Below are 17,154 nucleotides of genomic sequence, written 5' to 3'. Positions count from 1 at the left end.
CACCGGCTGCGGATCCGCCAGCGGCCCCGCGAGGCGCTTCCTACCAGCAGCGCCCGGGGAGTTCCACTGGCGATCGCAGGCGCCCCTTCCTGACACGCTCCGTCCCGCCCCTGGGTGAACATCCGCTCGCCGGGCACCCGCCGTCCGTCAGCGTCCGGCGCTATACACAGGGCATGTCCCAGGAAGCTCCCGAACCGCCCGACGACACCGCCGAGGACGAAGAGGCAGGGGAGCAGGCCCCGTTCCGCCGCTACCTCACCCGCTCGGGCGCCGAGCGCATGCACCGCGAGCTGCTCCAACTGCTCAACGAGGCCCGCCCCAAGGTCACCGCCGAGGTCTCCGCCGCCGCCGCCCAGGGCGACCGTTCAGAAAACGCCGAATACATCTACGGCAAGAAGCGCCTGCGGGAAATTGACCGGCGCATCCGCTTCCTCTCGAAGCGCCTGGATACCGCCACCATCGTCACCCCCTCGGAACAGGCGGACCGCTCGAAAGTCTACTTCGGCGCCACCGTCACCCTGGAGGACGAGGGCGGAATCCGCAGCACGTACCAGATTGTCGGTTCGGACGAGATCGACGCCGCCGGTGGCCGCATCAGCGTCGAGTCACCCATGGGCCGCGCGCTCCTGCGCAAGGCCCCGGGCGACACCGTCGAGGTGCGGCGCCCGCGAGGTGAGATTGAACTCACCCTGGTGGACATCCGCTACGACTAGGACGCTCCCATGCCCCGGACGCCAGAGCTCACCACCCATGCTCGCCGCATCTATTCGCGCCTGAACAGCGCGGACCTGGCCGCGTCCGCGGGGGAGTCCCTGTCCCTGGAGGACCTGGGCCTGGAGTCCGGCGGCGACCGCGTGGGCCTGGCGTTCGGCACCTACAGCCGCGAGGGCCTGGAGCACGCGCTCCGGGCCTATGGCTTCGCGCAGCGTCTGGAAGAGCGGGTAGGGCCCGTCGAGCTGCGCCTGTCCTGCCAGGACCCGTTCCAGCCGCGCATCACGCTCATGAGCCGCCGCTATCACTCTGCCGTCGTGGACCTGTCCCTGCGCCAGGCCATGGGCGCGGAGGTCGGCTTCACCCGCTCGGCCGCGGAGGCGCCGCTGCTCTACGTGGACAGCCTCCTCCTGCAGCACCCGGGGCGCCCCTTCGACTGGAACCGTCCGCCGCTGCCGGGACAGCTCCATCCCGGACTCTCCCTGTCGCGCGACCTGCTGGAGCTCCTGCACCTCATGGCCCGCCGCATCGGCGCGGAAGGCGTGGCGCTGATGCCCGCGACCTTCTCCGCCGCGTGCGTCTACGAGCGGCGCTTCACCTTCGTGGACGGCGCCGCGCAGGGGCACTTCAGCGCCCTTCGCCGCGCGGGCCGTGGCTGGCCCCGCTGGATGCTGGCGTGGGCGGTGGAGCTGGGCTGCATGCGGGACGCGCAGGGACAGCCGAACCTCTTCACGCCCACGCCGATGATCAGCCCCCTGTCGCGGCGGGTGGCCCGGCGGCTCGACACAGGCGGTTGGCACAAGGCCTGGCGCTTCCACGCGAAGCAGGCGCTGTCGCTGGACGAAGAGGCGTTGCAGGCGCGCTTCCCCTGGGCCCGCATGCCTCCCGGCCCTCCGCCCGAAAGGGTGGTGGAGGTGCTCGGGTATGATCCGCTGGCGCCCGCGTCGCTCTTCCAGGACGCCAGCGAGCCCGCGCCGGCCCCGGTGCGCTCGGCCGCGACGTCCTGAGGGGCCTGCTTGTCGCGCCCCGTTTCCGGAACGCCCGTGCTGTTTCGGACGGACCTTCGCGCTTTCAGACGGGAATGCGGCTGCTGGCCCCTCGTTCGGTGCGTATATTGAGCGGTGTTGGTCCTCCACGGTCGTCGCTCGCCGTCAGCAATCGCACCCGAACCAGGTCAGGTCGCGAAGCCCACGATGCGAAAGAACTTCATCCTCGACACGAACGTCCTCCTCCATGACCCCCGCAGCATCTACGGGTTCAAGGACAACAACGTCATCATCCCCATCTACGTCATCGAGGAGATCGATCAGTTCAAGCGCGATCTCTCCGAACTGGGGCGCAACGCGCGACTGGTGGCGCGCTACCTGGATTCCTTCCGCGCCGAGGGCTCCTTGAAGGAGGGCGTCCCGCTGCCGCACGGCGGGATGCTCCGCGTGGCCTTCACCGACCGTTCGCTGCCGTCCTCCATGGCGGACAGCAACCTGGTGGACAACCGCATCCTCGCGGTGGCCCTGGACATGATGGAGACCGAGCCGGAGACCCAGGCCGTCTTCATCACCAAGGACACCAACCTGCGGATCCGCGCCGACGCCCTGGGCCTCTCCGCCCAGGACTTCGACACCGAGCGCGTCGAAATCACCGACCTCTACACCGGCTTCACGGAGCTGCTCGTCCCCACGGAGATGGTGGATCAGCTCTACAAGCCCGGCGGTGAAGTGGAGGTGCCGGCCCAGGACCGGCTCTTCCCCAACCAGCTGGTGCTGCTCAAGGACGAACTCAACCCGTCCCACACCGCCATGGCCCGCTTCAGTGGCGCCAAGGCGCGGCTGGTGCCGCTCGCGCGCAACAGCAAGGAAGGCACCTGGGGCATTCGGCCGCGCAACATGGAGCAGGCCTTCTGCCTGGACCTGCTGCTCAACGACGAGATCAAGCTCGTCACGATCGTGGGCAAGGCGGGCACGGGCAAGACGCTGCTCGCCATCGCCGCGGGCCTGCAGAAGGTGACGGAGGAGGGGCTGTACCACAAGCTGTTGGTCAGCCGTCCCATCTTCCCCCTGGGCCGGGACATCGGCTACCTGCCGGGCAGCGTCGAGGAGAAGCTCAACCCCTGGATGCAGCCCATCTTCGACAACGTCGAGTTCCTCATGAACCTGAGCCGCGCGGACAAGAAGGCCGGGCGCGGCCACCATGAGCTCATCGACCTGGGGCTGATGGAGATTGAACCGCTCACGTACATCCGCGGGCGCAGCATCCCCAACCAGTTCATCATCGTGGACGAGGCGCAGAACCTCACCCCGCACGAGGTGAAGACCATCCTCACCCGCGTGGGAGACAACACGAAGATCATCCTCACCGGCGACCCGTTCCAGATCGACAACCCGTACGTGGACTCCACGAACAACGGGCTCGTGCACGTGGTCAACCGCTTCAAGAACGAGAAGATCGCCGGCCACATCACCATGGCCAAGGGCGAGCGCAGCATGCTGGCCGAGTTGGCGGCCAACCTGCTGTGAAGCGCCCAAGGCCCGTGCCTGATAGAGACGAGTCATGACCCAGGACGGCACCGACAAGCCCGACGCCCCCGGCGAGGAGAAGAAGCCCCTCGTCGAGTACCCCTCCGTCTACGAGTACAAGGTGATGGGCAAGGCGACGGTCGAGGAGACGCCCGGCTTCGAGGAGCACGTGCGCTCGCTCTTCCGGCGGAAGCTGGGCTCGGAGGTCTCCCCGGACTCCATCCACGTGCAGCACAGCCGCAAGGGGAAGTTCGTGTCCCTGAGCGTGTCCGTGCTGCTGTTGTCCGAGGAGCAGCGCCGGGCCATCTACGCCGAGCTGCACCAGGATCCCCGCATCGTCTACTACCTGTGAGGCAGGCGGTGCGCGGGCGGATGCCCCAGGGCGCCCGGAGGCGGCCGGCGGCTGGAAGTCCGGCCGGGGTGCGTATATGAGGGTGGAATGAGTCCCGCTGAGCAATTCCCGCTGTACCACCCGCCGGGGGCGCAGCGCGCGTTCGGATCCGACGACGCCACGCGCCGCTTCGCCAAGGTGGCCCAGCTGGAGCAGGGCTCCCGAGTGCTGGTGCTCGGCTGTGGTCCGGAGGGCGGCGCCGCCGTGCTGCTGGCCCAGGAGCTCAAGTGCTCCGTGGTGGCCGTGGACACGGATGAGACCCTGGTGTCCCCCGTCCGCGAGCGCGTGCGCAGCCAGGGCCTGGCGGATCGCATCGAAGTGCGCCGCGTGGCGCCGGACGCGCTGGGCATGCTGGACGGCCCCTTCCACGGCATCCTCGTGCCGGGGCGCGTGCAGTACCCGCTGGACGTGTCGCTGCGCGTGTTCCGCCCGCTGCTGGGCAAGCGCGGCCGCGTGGGCTTCACCTTCCCGGCGCGCGTGGGCCGCTTCACGCCCAAGCCCGTGCTGGACTTCTGGGAGAAGCGACTGGGCGCGCCGCTGCTGCTGCCGCGCGAGCTGCTCCAGGCGCTGGAGACCTCTGGCTTCGAGCCGGAGTCCGTGGAGTCGCTGCACGACACGGAGCTGGACGCGCTCTACAAGGACATGGAAGCGAACCTGCCGGAAGGCGCCTCGCCGGAGAGTGCCACCTTCCGCGAGGAGCTGGCCCTGCACCGCGAGCACAACCAGCGGCCGGGTGTCAGCTACGCGTTCGCGGTGGGCCGTCGCAAGGAGCCGGGCGAGAAGCCCCCGGCGTCGCGCGACCGCGGCTGAAGTCTGTTGGAGTCTTGATGCGTGGGGGAGGGCCCGGAGATTCAGGGCCCTTCAACCGCCGGGACCGCGACTACTGCACGCCGTTGAAGTCGAGCAGCTCGATGGACTCGGGCGCCACGGACAGCGTGACCTGCTCGCGGTAGCCGGCCGCGTCGCCACCGACCTGGAAGGGCATGGGGCGCGCGAAGCGGATGGTGACTTCGCGGGCGTGGAAGTCGTGCAGGCCTTCCGGAGCCCAGCGGCCATTCCAGAGGCGGGGGAGGTTGGCCAGCACCTGCGTGGGCGACACCTGTCCCAGGCGCAGCTGTAGGAATCCCCGGCGGTCATTCGCGTGGGGGAACATGCGGAAGCCGTAGCCGTAGAAGGGCATGGTGCCCGCGGCGGCCATCATCAGCTTGCCCCGGAAGAGCAGCGCGCCCGGCGCCAGCGGCCCGCCCACCGTCTGGCCCTCCGCGCCCAGGCGGTAGGCCTCCGACGGGCCGTTGACGACTTCGCACTCCACCAGCACGGAGCTGGTGAGGTAGTGCGGCACCGTCTTGAAGGCCACCGCGGAGAAGTAGCCGCCACCGCCGGACATGACCCGCTTGAACATGCCCTTGCCCAGCGACTCCTTCACGGCGATGTAGTCGTTGAGCACCTTGCCATCCACGCCCAGGCCCGCGAAGGGCGCGCGCTGGCCGTCCACCTGCACCAGGTCCATGGTGCGCACGCTGGGGATTTCCGCCGCGCGGGCGCGCACCACGTCGTTGAGGATGCCGTCACCCCGGGTGCTGGACGCGTTGACGAACGCCGCGATGCCGTTGCCCGTGCCCAGCTTGAGGATGCCGAAGCGCGGCGCGGTCTGGCCGGCGAACTTCCCGCGCGGGCCCACCTGCTGCAGCACCTCGTTGACGAAGCCCATGAAGGTGCCGTCGCCGCCGCCGGTGAAGACGGTGGGGTAGCCCCGCTCCAGGACCGTCTGCGCGATGCGCCGCGCGTCCAGCGGCGAGCGCGACAGGAACAGGTCCTCCTCCGGCACCACGTGCGACAGCAGCTTGACCACCCGGGCGTCCACCTTGCGGGCGTTCGCGTTCAGCAGCACCGCGACCTTCGGCTCGGCGGACGGGAGCGCCGCGGGGGAGCGGCGGAAGTCCGTGGAACGCAGGGGCTGAACCAGCATGGACGACTCCAAAGGGGGGGGGAGCGGTATGACAGCGCTGACGCGGTTCGGACTGTGCACTTTTCTCGCCAACCCCTGACGCGTGGTGTCAGGCAGACAGGTGGAAGTGATTCCGAGGGGTTGAACGGTCCGCTGGTGTCCAAAATGCCCGCCCGGTTGCTACCGCGGGGTGACGGCAGTGTAGAGCGCGTTACGCACCCGTGGCGCTCGGATGGCGTTCCGGTGACACGCGGCCGGCCGGGCCTGCGCACTGCGCTACGCAGCGGGCGTCATCACCTTTGCGCTGGGTGCCCGGGCCTACGGGAAACCTGCCCTCGCGTTTGACACGCCGGGGGGGGTGGTTACGTTGGGCTTACATCGGGATTTCGCAGGAAAAACGCAGTCATTTCCAGAGGATGGGAACCGTGGGCAAGATTATCGGAATCGACCTGGGCACCACGAACAGCGTGGTGGCGATCATGGAGGGTCGCGAGCCCAAGGTCATCGTCAACGAAGAGGGAGCCCCCACCACGCCTTCGGTGGTCGCGTTCACGAAGGACGGGGAGCGCCTGGTCGGTCAGGTGGCGAAGCGCCAGGCCATCACCAACCCGGAGCAGACCGTCTACTCGGTGAAGCGCTTCATGGGCCGCCGTTTCGAGGAGACGACCGAGGAAGCGAAGCTCGTCCCCTACAAGGTGGGCCGTGGCCCCAACGGCGACGCTCGCGTGGACATCGCCGGCAAGCAGTACAGCGCGCCGGAGATCAGCGCGCAGGTGCTGCTGAAGCTCAAGCGCGCCGCGGAGAACTACCTGGGTGAGAAGGTGACGGAGGCGGTCATCACCGTCCCGGCGTACTTCAACGACGCCCAGCGCCAGGCCACCAAGGATGCCGGTGAGATCGCCGGTCTGACGGTGAAGCGCATCGTGAACGAGCCGACCGCGGCGGCGCTCGCGTACGGCATGGACAAGAAGAAGGATGAGAAGATCGCCGTCTACGACTTCGGCGGCGGCACCTTCGACGTGTCCATCCTGGAGGTGGGCGAGAACGTGGTGGACGTGCTCGCGACCAATGGCGACACGCACCTGGGCGGTGACAACATCGACCTGGAGATCATGAACTGGCTGATCAGCGAGTTCAAGAAGGACACCGGGCTCGACATCAGCAAGGACAAGATGGTCATCCAGCGCCTGAAGGAGGCGGCGGAGAAGGCCAAGATCGAGCTGTCCAGCGCGACGCAGACGGAGATCAACCTGCCGTTCCTCACGGCGGACGCGTCGGGTCCGAAGCACCTGAACGTGAAGCTCACGCGCGCCAAGTTCGAGCAGATGATTGGCCCGCTGGTGGAGCGTTCGCTGGAGCCGTGTCGCAAGTGCCTGAAGGACGCGGGGCTGGACCCCAAGGAGCTCAACGAGATCGTCCTGGTGGGTGGCTCCACGCGCATCCCCATGGTGCAGGAGGCGGTGAAGAAGCTGTTCGGCAAGGAGCCGAACCGCTCCGTGAACCCCGACGAGGTCGTGGCGCTGGGCGCCGCGGTGCAGGCGGGCGTGCTCGGCGGCGAGGTGAAGGACATCCTCCTGCTGGACGTGACGCCGCTGTCCCTGGGCGTGGAGACGCTGGGCGGCGTGATGACGAAGCTCATCGAGCGCAACACCACCATCCCCACGCGCAAGTCGGAGACCTTCTCCACGGCGGCGGATGGCCAGACGCAGGTGGAGATCCACGTGATGCAGGGTGAGCGCGAGATGGCGGGCGACAACCGCAGCCTCGGCCGCTTCCACCTGACCGGCATGCCTCCGGCGCCGCGCGGCGTGCCGCAGATTGAAGTGACGTTCGACATCGACGCGAACGGCATCCTCAACGTCAACGCGAAGGACAAGGCGACCGGCAAGGAGCAGAAGGTCACCATCAGCCACTCGTCCGGCCTGTCGAAGGACGAAGTGACCAAGATGGTCGACGACGCGCGCAGCAACGAGTCCGCTGACAAGGCGCGCCGCGAGCTGGTCGAGGTGAAGAACCAGGCGGAGAGCCAGTCCTACGCCGCGGAGAAGATGATCAAGGAGAACAAGGACAAGCTCACCCCCGAGGTGGCGAAGGCCGTCGAGGACGGTGTCGCGGAGCTGAACTCCGTCCGCGAGGGGCAGGACAAGGACGCCATCAAGGCGGCCCTCGAGAAGCTCCAGCAGGCCAGCTACAAGGCGGCGGAGGAGATGTACCGGGCCACCGGCGGCGCGCCGGGTGCCACGCCTCCTCCGGGCGCCGAGCCCTCCGCGGCTCCGGGCTCCAGCGCCCAGCCGTCCGCGAAGGACGACGTGGTGGACGCCGAGTTCCGCCAGTCTTGATGCCGTGAGCCTCCCGCCCTGCGGCGGGGGCTGAAGTCCCAAGGGCCGGTGCTCCGACGCGGGGCGCCGGCCTTCTTCTTTTCTCCGCGGCGGTGGACGGGTGTGCCGGACGCGGGATGAGGGCCGGCAGCAACCCCGCGAATTCACGCGGGCGCGCGTGGCGGAGGCGCTGCAAGGGGCGGGTGGGTTCCTCGCTGTCCACCACGAAGGTGTCCCGCCATGTCCCGCATCGACTCCCTGCTGTCCGGCGTCCTCCCCGACCTCGCCGCGCCCGAGGGCGCATCGCTTCCCCTGACCCCGCGCGCGCAGGAGCCTTCACGGACGTCGGCCGCTCCGGCCAACTCCGTGGAGGTGTTTCGGGGGGCCGGCGCGCAGGCCACGACTCCCTCGCGGGCGCCGCAGGTGGCGCCCCGGGCGCGGGAGGGCAACGGCTTCGACTTCGGCGTGGGAGGCGCGTTCCCGCCGAAGCCCACGGGTTCCTTGCAGGAGCAGCTGAAGCAGGGGGCGCGGCTTCTGGAGCAGACCAACGCCGCCGCCGTCAGTGTGACGTTGGACAAGGGCCCCGCGATGGACCGCTACGCGCGCGCGCAGCTGGGGCACCTGGACCCGAGCCCGCCCATCGCAGGTGCTCCCACGGCGCTCACCGACTACACCAGCACCATTCCGGGTGTGTCCGCGAGGGACGCCTTCGAGGCCTTCGTCAGCAACCCGGAGATGCTCTTCGGCGCGGCGGGCATCTCGCTGCGGCCGGCGGCGAGCGCGTTGACGGATGGCGCCCGGCTGTTCCTGGAGGAGCAGGGCCCGCCGCCGGTGTGGGCGCCCATCGCCGTGAAGCTCAACGAGACGGAGCGCGTCGTCCACATCACCACCCTGGACGGACACCCGCTGCGCGGCACCAACCAGTTCGTCTTCGACGACGATGGCAGTGGCGGCACGCGCATCCGACAGTACTCGGCCTTCCAGGGCAGCTCCCCGGCGACGTCGGTGGGCATGGCGCTGATGGATCCTATTGAACGGCAACATGACATCTGGCGCAGCGTGCACGGACAACTGCATGAGATGCTCAAGCCGCGTTGACATACTGGGCGCAAGGGGACGCTGACGCATGACGACGCTCCAGACGACACCGCCAGGACATGACGTGGTGCTCTACGACAGCCACTGCCGCGTCTGCAGCGGCGCCGCGCGGGAGATGCGCAAGGTGGTGGGCGGGCAGGGGACGCGGCTTCTCTCGTTCCGCGACGAGGGCGTCCTGGACGCTTTCCCAGGGGTGAGCTTCGAGCGCTGCGAGAAGGCCATGCAGCTCATCCAGGCGGATGGCCGCGTCCTTGAGGGAGCGGAGGCCATTGTCCGCGCGCTGGGCCGGCGGCCGTTGGGGCGGCTGCTCTACGTGTACTACGTGCCCGGACTGCGGCAGCTGGCGGACGCGGTGTATGGGGTGGTGGCCCGCTACCGCTTCCGCATCGCGGGTCGCAACTGCCCCGACGGGGCCTGCGCGGTGCACTTCAAATAGGGGGAGGGGCGCGGGTAGCATGCGGCCTTCCCCGCATCCTCCTCTGGCCCTTTAGTGACTTCGCCTCCTCCCAACCTGCAGGCCGCCCAGTCCTTTCGCCGCTTCTTCGGGGAGCTGCGGGAGACGTACCTGGAGCGGGAAACGCTGTTCACGCAGATTGAGCTGGCGCTGCTCTGCCGCGAGCACGTGCTGGTGGTGGGGCCGCCCGGGACGGCGAAGAGCGCCGTCGCCAGCGCCGTCCTGGGGCGCATCACCGACGAGGTGTCCGGGCTGCCGTCGCTGTTCTCCAAGCAGATCGCGGAGACGACGCTGCAGACGGACCTCATCGGTCCGGTGGACTTCAAGGTGCTCACGGAGACGGGGCGCACCGAGTACCTCACCGACGAGGGCATGCTGGGCGCGGTGCACGCGTTCCTGGACGAAGTCTTCGACGGCCGGGACATGCTGCTGCGCTCCATCCTCAACGTGATGTACGAGCGCGAGCTGAAGCACGGCCGCAAGGTGACGGCCGGCCGCACCGAGTGCGTGGTGATGACGAGCAACCGGTACCTCACGGAGGTGCTCGCGCGCTCGCCGGAGCTGCTGCTGGCGTTCGCGGACCGGTTGAGCTTCATCAGCTTCGTGCCCAAGGCCTTCGCCCGGCGGGAGAGCCGGGCCGCCATGCTGCACCGCTTCGTGCATGGGACTCGGCCGGACCTGCGCGCCACGCTGACGCTCCAGCAGCTGGATCTGCTCCAGGACGCGGTGGCCCAGGTAAAGGTGCCCGGCCACGTGCTGGAGGGCGTGGAGATGCTCACGGACGCGCTGGAGCGCGCGCTCGTGGCGCAGGTGTCGAAGCTGCCGGACTACGTGCCCACGAAGTACTTCTCCCAGCGCTCGGTGGTGAAGGCGCTCTGGACGTTGAAGGCCGCGGTGGTGCGCGATCAGATCTACCGCCGCCCGGACCGGCCTCTCGAAGCGACGGTGGAGGACCTGGACGCGCTGCGCTGGTTCTTCCTCCTGGGTGGTCCGCCCGCGGCGGAGGCGGACGCGCTGCTCAAGGCGGCGGTGGACCCTCGTGAGCGGGCGCAGTTGGAGATCGTCCGGCTGGAGCAGCGCACCTTCGACGAAGTGCTTGGCAAGGTGCGGCAGGAACTGGGCGGCGGCGTGGAGCGCGAGGCGACGACGCTCGCGGCCGCGGATGACGTGAACGCCGCGGAGGGCCTGAGCCGCAACTGGCAGGCGGGTGTGGTGTCCACCACCGCGCGCGGCGTGCTGGGCAAGCTGGTGCCCGGGCCTCGCCACGGTCAGAACCGGGCGCCCCTGCTGGTGGCGGCGCGTGCGTTGGTGGCTGCCCTGGAGCAGCGGTTGTCTCGGGGCATGACGGCGGGGCAGGGGGAGGGGCGCGGCGGCGTGGCGTTGCTCATCGCCATCCGCGACGTCCTGGAGCTGAGCCGGTCGGTTCCGGAGCTGAAGCAAAGCTACCCCGCACTTTGCGAGTCGGCCGCGCGGTTCCTGGAGCAGGCGCTGGAGATGAGCGCGTCCGCGGCGGAGGGGCTCGCGTTCGAGGACAGCGTCAAGATGGAGTGGCTGGTCGGGCTCGCGGAGAACCTGGAGGAGGAGCTGGGCGTGATGGGCTCGCTGGCGGCGATGCTCAGCGAGGCGGTGCCCTCCCTCCACGAGCGGCTGCGTGACGCGGACAAGGACACGCGCCGCCGGGTGGTGGCCGCGCTCCGGCGCCGCGTTTCGGCGGCGTTCCCCGCGCAGGCGCCCCGCGGCCGCAAGGATCCGCTGGACGCGCTGTCCGCGGACTCGCGGCGGCTCACCCAGTTGGAGAACGCCCTGACGGCGTTGGATCCGTCCCAGGCGGGGTTGAAGCAGGAGCTGCTCCGGCCGCTGAGCGTGGCGTACGCGCGCGAGGTGCTGGGCGCGACCCCGTTCGAGCGCATTGAGCAGTACGGCCGCGCGGTGCAGGCGGTGGCGGAGAACCTGCGGCGCGAGGGCGTGACGGCGGAGCCAGTGCTCGCCGAGTGCCGCGACCTGATGGAGAACCGCCTCCGGGAGCACGCCCGCGTGCTGTCTCGCGAGGTGGCCAGCCCGCCTCCGGCCCCCAACGCCGTGCTCAATGGCGACGCGTACACCTACTACCGGGGCGAGCTGTCCGCGCAGGCCCCCGACGGCGAGCTGACCGCGCTCGTGGGCCTGGACGGCCAGCTGATGGCGGCGCGTCCCCCGTCCTCACCCGCGTTCCTCTCCGACACGGTCCGCGCGGCCGTGGCCGAGGCGGAGCTGTCCTTCCTCCAGTCGCGCATCAAGTACCTGCGCAGCTGGCTGACCCAGCTGCTGTCCGCGCTGCCCGCCCCGGAGGCGCTCAACGGCCGTGCCGACGCGGAGCGCACCTTCGAGCGGCTGGTGCGCAGCCGCTTCCCCCAGCTCGCGCTCAAGGAGGGCGAAATGGTGCGGCTCAAGGCCACGCTGAACATGCTGGAAACGCTCCCGGGTGAATTGGGGGAGAGCGCGCGCAAGCTGTCCGCCCAGCTTCGCGGCATCGACGAGGACTTCGGACGCTTCAGCCGGCAGGTGCTGGAGCGGCGGACCGCGCAGTGAGCGCCGGGGCCATGCTCGGAAGGCGGCGCTGAGACGTGCTGGCGCGTCGGCTCACTCACCTGCGGCAGCGTCTGGATGCGCTCCGCCAGCCCGTGGCGGCCCGTGGCGGCCCGTGGTCCTGGCCCTTCGGCCGCAAGCTGAAGGGGCCGGAGGACATGGGCCTGCCGGTGCTCGTGGCGCTCGACCGCGAGTTGGATCGCGTGGGCGTCCACACCGCCGCGGATGCCCGGCTGCTGCTCGCGCTGGGCACCCAGCGGGGCAGGGCAGGGGCGCTTGCGCAGGGACTCGCGACGCGCGCGAACCAGTCCCTGGAGGAGTACGAGGAGTGCCTGCGCCTGGTGGAGAAGGCGCACCGCTCCGGCGAGATGCCTTCGGGGGCCCTCACCGCGCTGGACCGTGGCTTCGTGCGGCTGGCCCGCGCGGTGAAGGTGGCGGATCTCTTCAGCCGGCCACTGGAGGCGCAGGGCGGTGAGGACGCGCCGTTCGAGATCTTCGAACGCCCGGCCGGGACGACCCGGGAGCGGCCCCCGGCCAATGCGCGCCTGGCCGTCGCGGAGTTGCTGGCTGCTCGTGCTCGGGACAACGTCATCGACCTGGTGCAGAAGCGGCGCGACCTGGACCTGGCCCACGAGATGTTGCTGCGCCTGGGCACCACGGACGCGGACCGCGCGCGGAGCATGGCGCTGCGCACCGACGTGGCGGAGGCGCGCGAGCGGGTGCGTGAGGTGCCGCCCACACGTTCCCTGGAGGCGCTGGTGCGCGGCGTGCGGAAGGCCGCCCAAGAGGATCCCCGGGAGGCCTACCGTTCGTTGCAGGGGCTCTACGAGCGCGCCATCGAAGCGGGGGACGCGGAGCTGGCCTCGGCGGCCCGGCGCGCGCTGACGCCGTTGCTTCCCCCGGAGTCCCGGCTGACGCGGATGGTGGAGGAGGCGGAGGCGGGCACGCGGCTGCAGTGGCTGGGGGAGGCGGATGCGGAGGCCGACTCCGGACGCGAGGCGGAGGACGCACCGGACGAGCAGCTCGCGGACCTGGCGTTCTCACTGAAGCCGGAACAGCTGGCCACGTTCGACCTGGCGGCGGGGTGCGCGCGCTTCTTCGACGTGGAGGACGCGTTGTCGGAGGAGATCGTCGAGAAGGACGCCGCCGCCGTGCGGGCCGTCCCGCGCCAGGTGCCCTATCCGACGCAGACGATGTCGTTCGACACGACGGGCAGCCTCGATGAGCTCCACCACTTCGTCATCACGGATCCGCGGCGCCTGCTCCAGGACCTCGCGGGGCACCGGCAGCTCGTGCGTACGTACCTGGACGACGCGCCGCCCCCCAAGCCGCGCAAGGTGAAGCGCACCGCCGTGCGCGTCTACGTCTGTGACGCCTCCGGGTCCATGCACGGCGCGCGGGCGCGCTTCCGTGACGCGTTGATCATCGCGGAGCTGAACAACCTGCGCGTGAAGGCGCGGCGCGAAGAGAACTTCGATCCGCTCTACTTCAGCTTCTTCAACGACGTGCCCACGGAGCTGGCCCGCGTGGATACCGCCGCGGAGGCGACGCGGCAGATTGAGAAGCTCTTCCGGGACTCGCCCGCGGAGGGGCAGACGGACATCTCGCTGGCCCTCCTGTCCGCCTTCGACTCCATCCGCGCCGCGCAGGGGCGCGACCCGTACCTCGCGCGCGCCACGGTGGTGCTCATCACCGACGGCGAGGACCGCGTGGACCTGGACCTCATCCGCCGCACGCGCGCGCCCATGGGGGCCCTGGACATCGCGCTGAGCTTCATCTCGCTGGGCGAGGAGAACCCGGACCTCAAGTCCCTGGTGCTGGAGCAGCGCGCCGCTGGAGGCCGCGCCTTCTACCACCCGCTCTCCGATGAGGAGATCCGCTGGGCACGCACGGAGTTCGACACGCCCTGGCGCACGCTCCTGCCTCGCGACGTGCCGGCCTCGCTGGAGGCCTTGGAGGCCCTGGCTCCGCACCTGGACGCGCTGGAGGCAGTGGCGGCGGGCCGCGCGCCCGGGGCGGGCGTGGCCGTGGAGGCCTCGTTCGACGCGCTCTTCCCGTCCACTCCCGCGGCGTCCACCGTGCCGGAGACGCCCGGGGCGGAGCTGGTGGCGCGGGTGACGGACATCCTGGAGGCGGTGGGTGAGGCCGCGTCGCTCGCTTCCGCGGACCGGCGCGCGACGGAGAGCGTGGTGCTCCTTCAGCACCTGCTGTCCGTCTACGGACTCACGCCCGCGCGCTACCTGGCCGTGCTGTCCGGCGGCGGGCGTCCGGTGGTCGAGGCGTTGGAACGGGTGCGGTTGCTCTGCCGCCCGTTCGGGTAGGCTTCAAGGCACGCGCCATGTTCGGCTTCCTCAAACGCAAGAAGACCCCCGCGGCGCCCGTGGACCCGTTGGCCACGTTCGACCGGCTCATCGAGGACCTGGAGCGCCAGGCGGCCGAGGTGCGCAAGTCCGCCGCCACGCTGCTGGCCCTCAAGGGCGAGCTCTCCCGGGGAGTGACGCGCTACACGGCCCGCCTGGGTGACATCGCCGGACGCCGTCAGACGGCGCATGACCGGGGAGACGCGAAGGGCGTGGGCGTGCTGGAGCGCGATCGCGTGCAGACGGAACGCCTGTTGGAATCCACGCGGGAATCGCTGCGGCGCGCGGAGCGGGACTCGGGGCTGCTGCTCGGCGCGGCCGGCGAGCTGGGCGAGCGCGTGGCGGACCTGCGCATCGAGCGGGAGAGCGCATCCGCGCGCATGGCCGCGGGTGGCGTCGTCACGGAAGCGCTGCGCGAGCAGGTGGAGCGTTTCGACCGGGTGATGGCTCTGGATGCGGCGCGCGACGAGGTGGAGAAGGCGCACGCGCTGGCGGACATCTACCGCGAGGAGCACCCACCCCACGCCGCGCCCGAGCGCGTGAAGTAGGGCAGGGCGCTCAGGTCCGCCGCGCCGTCTGGTGCAGCTCCAGCACGATGTTGCCGCCCTTGAAGAGCCGCACCGCGCCGGAGGTCTGGCTCACCGTGAGCGCGATGCAGTGGGTGGAAGATGTGATGCCCGCGGAGGCCGCGTGGCGCGCTCCCAGACCCAGGGGAATCTTCACCGTGTCGTCGTTGGCGGACAGGTAGCGGCCCGCTGCCAGCACCACGCCGTCCTCGCGGATGACGAACGCGCCGTCCAGCACGGAGAAGTTCTTGATGGCGTCGCGAATCTTCGGGTCGAGCACGTTGCGCTCGGACTCCGACAGGCCCTGGAACGGATTGATGGTGAGCTGCCGGCTCTTCTCCAGCACGCTCGTGTGGTCGCCAATCGTGATGATGGTCCCGATGGGGTGGCCTTCGAAGCCCTCCTGGCCAATCTGCAGCGCCAGCTGAATCAGCGCGTCCACCACCTGCGAGTTGAACTCCTCGCCCAGCTTCACGCCCTCGATGGCCAGCCGGTCGTCCAGCGAGCCACCGATGCGCATCTGCATCAGCATGTCCGGGGCGCGGCCCACCTTTCCCGTCATGCAGAGCACGAGGTCGCCTTCCTTGAACGCTCCCTGGGACAGCGCGGAGACGAGCGCCACCTTCACGCGCTCCGTGCGTGAGTAGTCATACGCGGGGATGACGAGCGCGCGGGCCTTCTTGCGCAGGAGCTCCTGCGCCAGCGGTTCCAAGGTCACCGCGTACACCAGCTTCTTGCGTGCGGGCTTACCCCGGAGGTCGTCCGGCGAAATGGGCGTGTCGCAGATGTAGAGGAAGTGGTCGACGTCGCTTTTGGCGGCCAGGGAGAGCGCCGAGCGCAAGAATTCCCGATCGAACTTCGTGTTGTCGCTCAAGGCGCCCCTCGTGCACCCACGTTTTAAAGCAGGTCAGCTTGACACTGGGAACTGCATGAATAAAGCTTTCGGGCCCTTTTTTTCGGGGTCAGGCCCCCTCTACCCGTCCAACGGAGCCGCAGGCTGTGAACCAGAAAGATCTCAAGCGTTACAAGAAGATGCTCGAGGACAGCAAAACGAGCCTGCTCGAAAGCGCGAAGAAGACCCTGGTGGAGGAATCGTCCTTTGACACGGACGACCTGCCTGACGAAATCGACCAGGCCGCTTCCGAGTACACCCAGTCCATGGTCTTCCGTCTGAGGGACCGCGAGAAGTTCCTCCTGCAGAAGATCGACGGCGCCCTCAAGCGCGTGGAGGACGGCACCTTCGGCATCTGCGAGCGCTGCGAGGAGGACATCTCCCCCAAGCGTCTGGATGCGCGTCCGGTGACGACGCTCTGCATCCGCTGCAAGGAAGAGCAGGAGAAGAAGGAGAAGTCCTACGGCTGATGCCGTGGCTTCACCGGGCCGCACGGGGCTCCGATGCCCGTGCGGTCCGCGCCTCTCGAGCGAAGCGCCGTTGCTTCAGGCCGCCGCGGGCTGGATTTCCACCCGCAGCAGCTGACGGCCGATGAGGAAGTGGTCGCCGTTGTCGACGAAGGTCGGCCCCGCCAGGCGGATGAAGGTGCCGTTGGACGAGCCGACGTCGCGCACCATCAGCCGGTCCCCGCGGACCTGCAGCAGCGCATGCCGCCCGGACACGAAGCCGTCCGTGGGGAAGGCGATGTCGCCCTGCTCACGACCCAGCAGGTTGTCGCCGTCCTTGAGCGGGAAGGCCGCGCCGCGCAGGCCGCCCTCCAGCAACTGGATGAGCCGCAGCCGGTAGCCGGGATCCGGCGAGCCCCACACCTGCGTGCCGCCAGGCCCCAACGCCGCGGCGGAGATGGGCTCCAGCACCATGCGCTGACGGCCCAGGCGCAGCTCACCGCCGGCGGGCAGCTCGCGCTCATTGCGCAGGCGCACGAAGACGCCGTTGGCGCCGCCCACGTCCTCGATGGCGAGGCGGGCGCCGGAGAAGAAGAAGCGCGCCTGCACGGGCATGATGAACGGGTCGTCGTTGAGCGCGATGTCCGCCTGCTGGCCGCAGGTGAGGGTGTCGCGCTGCATGCGCACCAGCGCTTCAGGGCCGCCGTCCGCGCGCACCACGCGGATGGACACCTGCGGGCGCGACGAGATGTGCGCCACGGCCATCACCATGGTTCCGGAGCGCAGCGCCGAGCCGCAAGCTCGGCAGACAGTGGCATCCCGGGAATTCTCGGTGTCACAGCGGGGGCAATAGTCCACGGCGTCCATGCGAGTTTCCCTTCTAGCAGGCCCG

The 17,154-nt window shown here is 69.7% G+C and carries 15 protein-coding genes; 12 read left to right on the top strand and 3 right to left on the bottom strand.

Translation table 11 applies throughout. The features are described from left to right. The first annotated feature begins 173 nt into the window (after positions 1 to 173). From greB to D7Y04_RS27715, 5 genes are all read left to right on the top strand, one after another. A complete protein-coding gene (greB, locus tag D7Y04_RS27735) occupies positions 174 to 713 on the top strand; it encodes a transcription elongation factor GreB (protein ID WP_121761211.1) in 540 nt (179 codons plus the stop codon). A 9-nt stretch (positions 714 to 722) separates the two neighbouring features. Beyond that, positions 723 to 1,718: a deacetylase gene (locus D7Y04_RS27730; protein WP_121761210.1), complete on the top strand. Its 996-nt coding sequence runs from the start codon at positions 723 to 725 to the stop codon at positions 1,716 to 1,718. 186 nt (positions 1,719 to 1,904) lie between these two features. Further along, positions 1,905 to 3,224: a PhoH family protein gene (locus tag D7Y04_RS27725; protein WP_120575119.1), complete on the top strand. Its 1,320-nt coding sequence runs from the start codon at positions 1,905 to 1,907 to the stop codon at positions 3,222 to 3,224. Between the two features lie 34 nt (positions 3,225 to 3,258). After that, on the top strand, positions 3,259 to 3,576 hold the full coding sequence (locus D7Y04_RS27720; protein WP_120596522.1) for a YbeD family protein: 318 nt from the start codon (positions 3,259 to 3,261) through the stop codon (positions 3,574 to 3,576). A gap of 87 nt (positions 3,577 to 3,663) precedes the next feature. Beyond that, a complete protein-coding gene (locus D7Y04_RS27715; RefSeq protein ID WP_120596521.1) occupies positions 3,664 to 4,425 on the top strand; it encodes a cyclopropane-fatty-acyl-phospholipid synthase family protein in 762 nt (253 codons plus the stop codon). A 70-nt stretch (positions 4,426 to 4,495) separates the two neighbouring features. Here D7Y04_RS27715 and D7Y04_RS27710 read toward each other — a convergent pair whose 3' ends face one another. Beyond that, the gene (locus D7Y04_RS27710) at positions 4,496 to 5,584 is read right to left on the bottom strand and encodes a diacylglycerol kinase family protein (RefSeq protein WP_120596520.1); all 1,089 of its coding nucleotides are present in this window, start codon (positions 5,582 to 5,584) and stop codon (positions 4,496 to 4,498) included. Positions 5,585 to 5,988: 404 nt separating this feature from the next. Here D7Y04_RS27710 and dnaK point away from each other — a divergent pair, with 404 nt between their 5' ends. From dnaK to D7Y04_RS27680, 6 genes are all read left to right on the top strand, one after another. Beyond that, positions 5,989 to 7,902, top strand: a complete 1,914-nt coding sequence (gene dnaK, locus D7Y04_RS27705) for a molecular chaperone DnaK (RefSeq protein ID WP_120596531.1) — start codon at positions 5,989 to 5,991, stop codon at positions 7,900 to 7,902. Positions 7,903 to 8,121: 219 nt separating this feature from the next. Beyond that, positions 8,122 to 8,979, top strand: coding sequence for a hypothetical protein (locus tag D7Y04_RS27700; protein ID WP_121761209.1), 858 nt, complete (start codon positions 8,122 to 8,124; stop codon positions 8,977 to 8,979). A gap of 28 nt (positions 8,980 to 9,007) precedes the next feature. Further along, a complete protein-coding gene (locus tag D7Y04_RS27695; protein WP_120575124.1) occupies positions 9,008 to 9,415 on the top strand; it encodes a thiol-disulfide oxidoreductase DCC family protein in 408 nt (135 codons plus the stop codon). A gap of 54 nt (positions 9,416 to 9,469) precedes the next feature. Continuing rightward, a complete protein-coding gene (locus tag D7Y04_RS27690; protein WP_120596518.1) occupies positions 9,470 to 12,001 on the top strand; it encodes an AAA family ATPase in 2,532 nt (843 codons plus the stop codon). 35 nt (positions 12,002 to 12,036) lie between these two features. Then, positions 12,037 to 14,319 (top strand): vWA domain-containing protein, encoded by a 2,283-nt coding sequence (locus D7Y04_RS27685; RefSeq protein ID WP_121761208.1) that lies wholly within the window; start codon positions 12,037 to 12,039, stop codon positions 14,317 to 14,319. 17 nt (positions 14,320 to 14,336) lie between these two features. After that, positions 14,337 to 14,906: a PspA/IM30 family protein gene (locus tag D7Y04_RS27680; protein ID WP_120596516.1), complete on the top strand. Its 570-nt coding sequence runs from the start codon at positions 14,337 to 14,339 to the stop codon at positions 14,904 to 14,906. A 10-nt stretch (positions 14,907 to 14,916) separates the two neighbouring features. On the opposite strand, the gene D7Y04_RS27675 is transcribed toward D7Y04_RS27680, so the two are convergent. Continuing rightward, positions 14,917 to 15,798: a diadenylate cyclase gene (locus D7Y04_RS27675; protein ID WP_120575128.1), complete on the bottom strand. Its 882-nt coding sequence runs from the start codon at positions 15,796 to 15,798 to the stop codon at positions 14,917 to 14,919. Positions 15,799 to 15,923: 125 nt separating this feature from the next. Here D7Y04_RS27675 and D7Y04_RS27670 point away from each other — a divergent pair, with 125 nt between their 5' ends. After that, positions 15,924 to 16,286: a TraR/DksA C4-type zinc finger protein gene (locus D7Y04_RS27670; RefSeq protein WP_120564404.1), complete on the top strand. Its 363-nt coding sequence runs from the start codon at positions 15,924 to 15,926 to the stop codon at positions 16,284 to 16,286. A 75-nt stretch (positions 16,287 to 16,361) separates the two neighbouring features. On the opposite strand, the gene D7Y04_RS27665 is transcribed toward D7Y04_RS27670, so the two are convergent. Then, complete coding sequence (locus D7Y04_RS27665; RefSeq protein WP_120596514.1) at positions 16,362 to 17,129, bottom strand: FHA domain-containing protein; 768 nt, start codon at positions 17,127 to 17,129, stop codon at positions 16,362 to 16,364. Positions 17,130 to 17,154 lie beyond the last annotated feature (25 nt).

The organism is Corallococcus sp. AB038B (genome assembly GCF_003668955.1).
In the GTDB taxonomy this organism is placed as follows: Bacteria; Myxococcota; Myxococcia; order Myxococcales; family Myxococcaceae; genus Corallococcus; species Corallococcus exiguus.
Note: the sequence above shows the minus strand (reverse complement) of the source record. Positions and strands in the feature narration are given on the sequence as shown.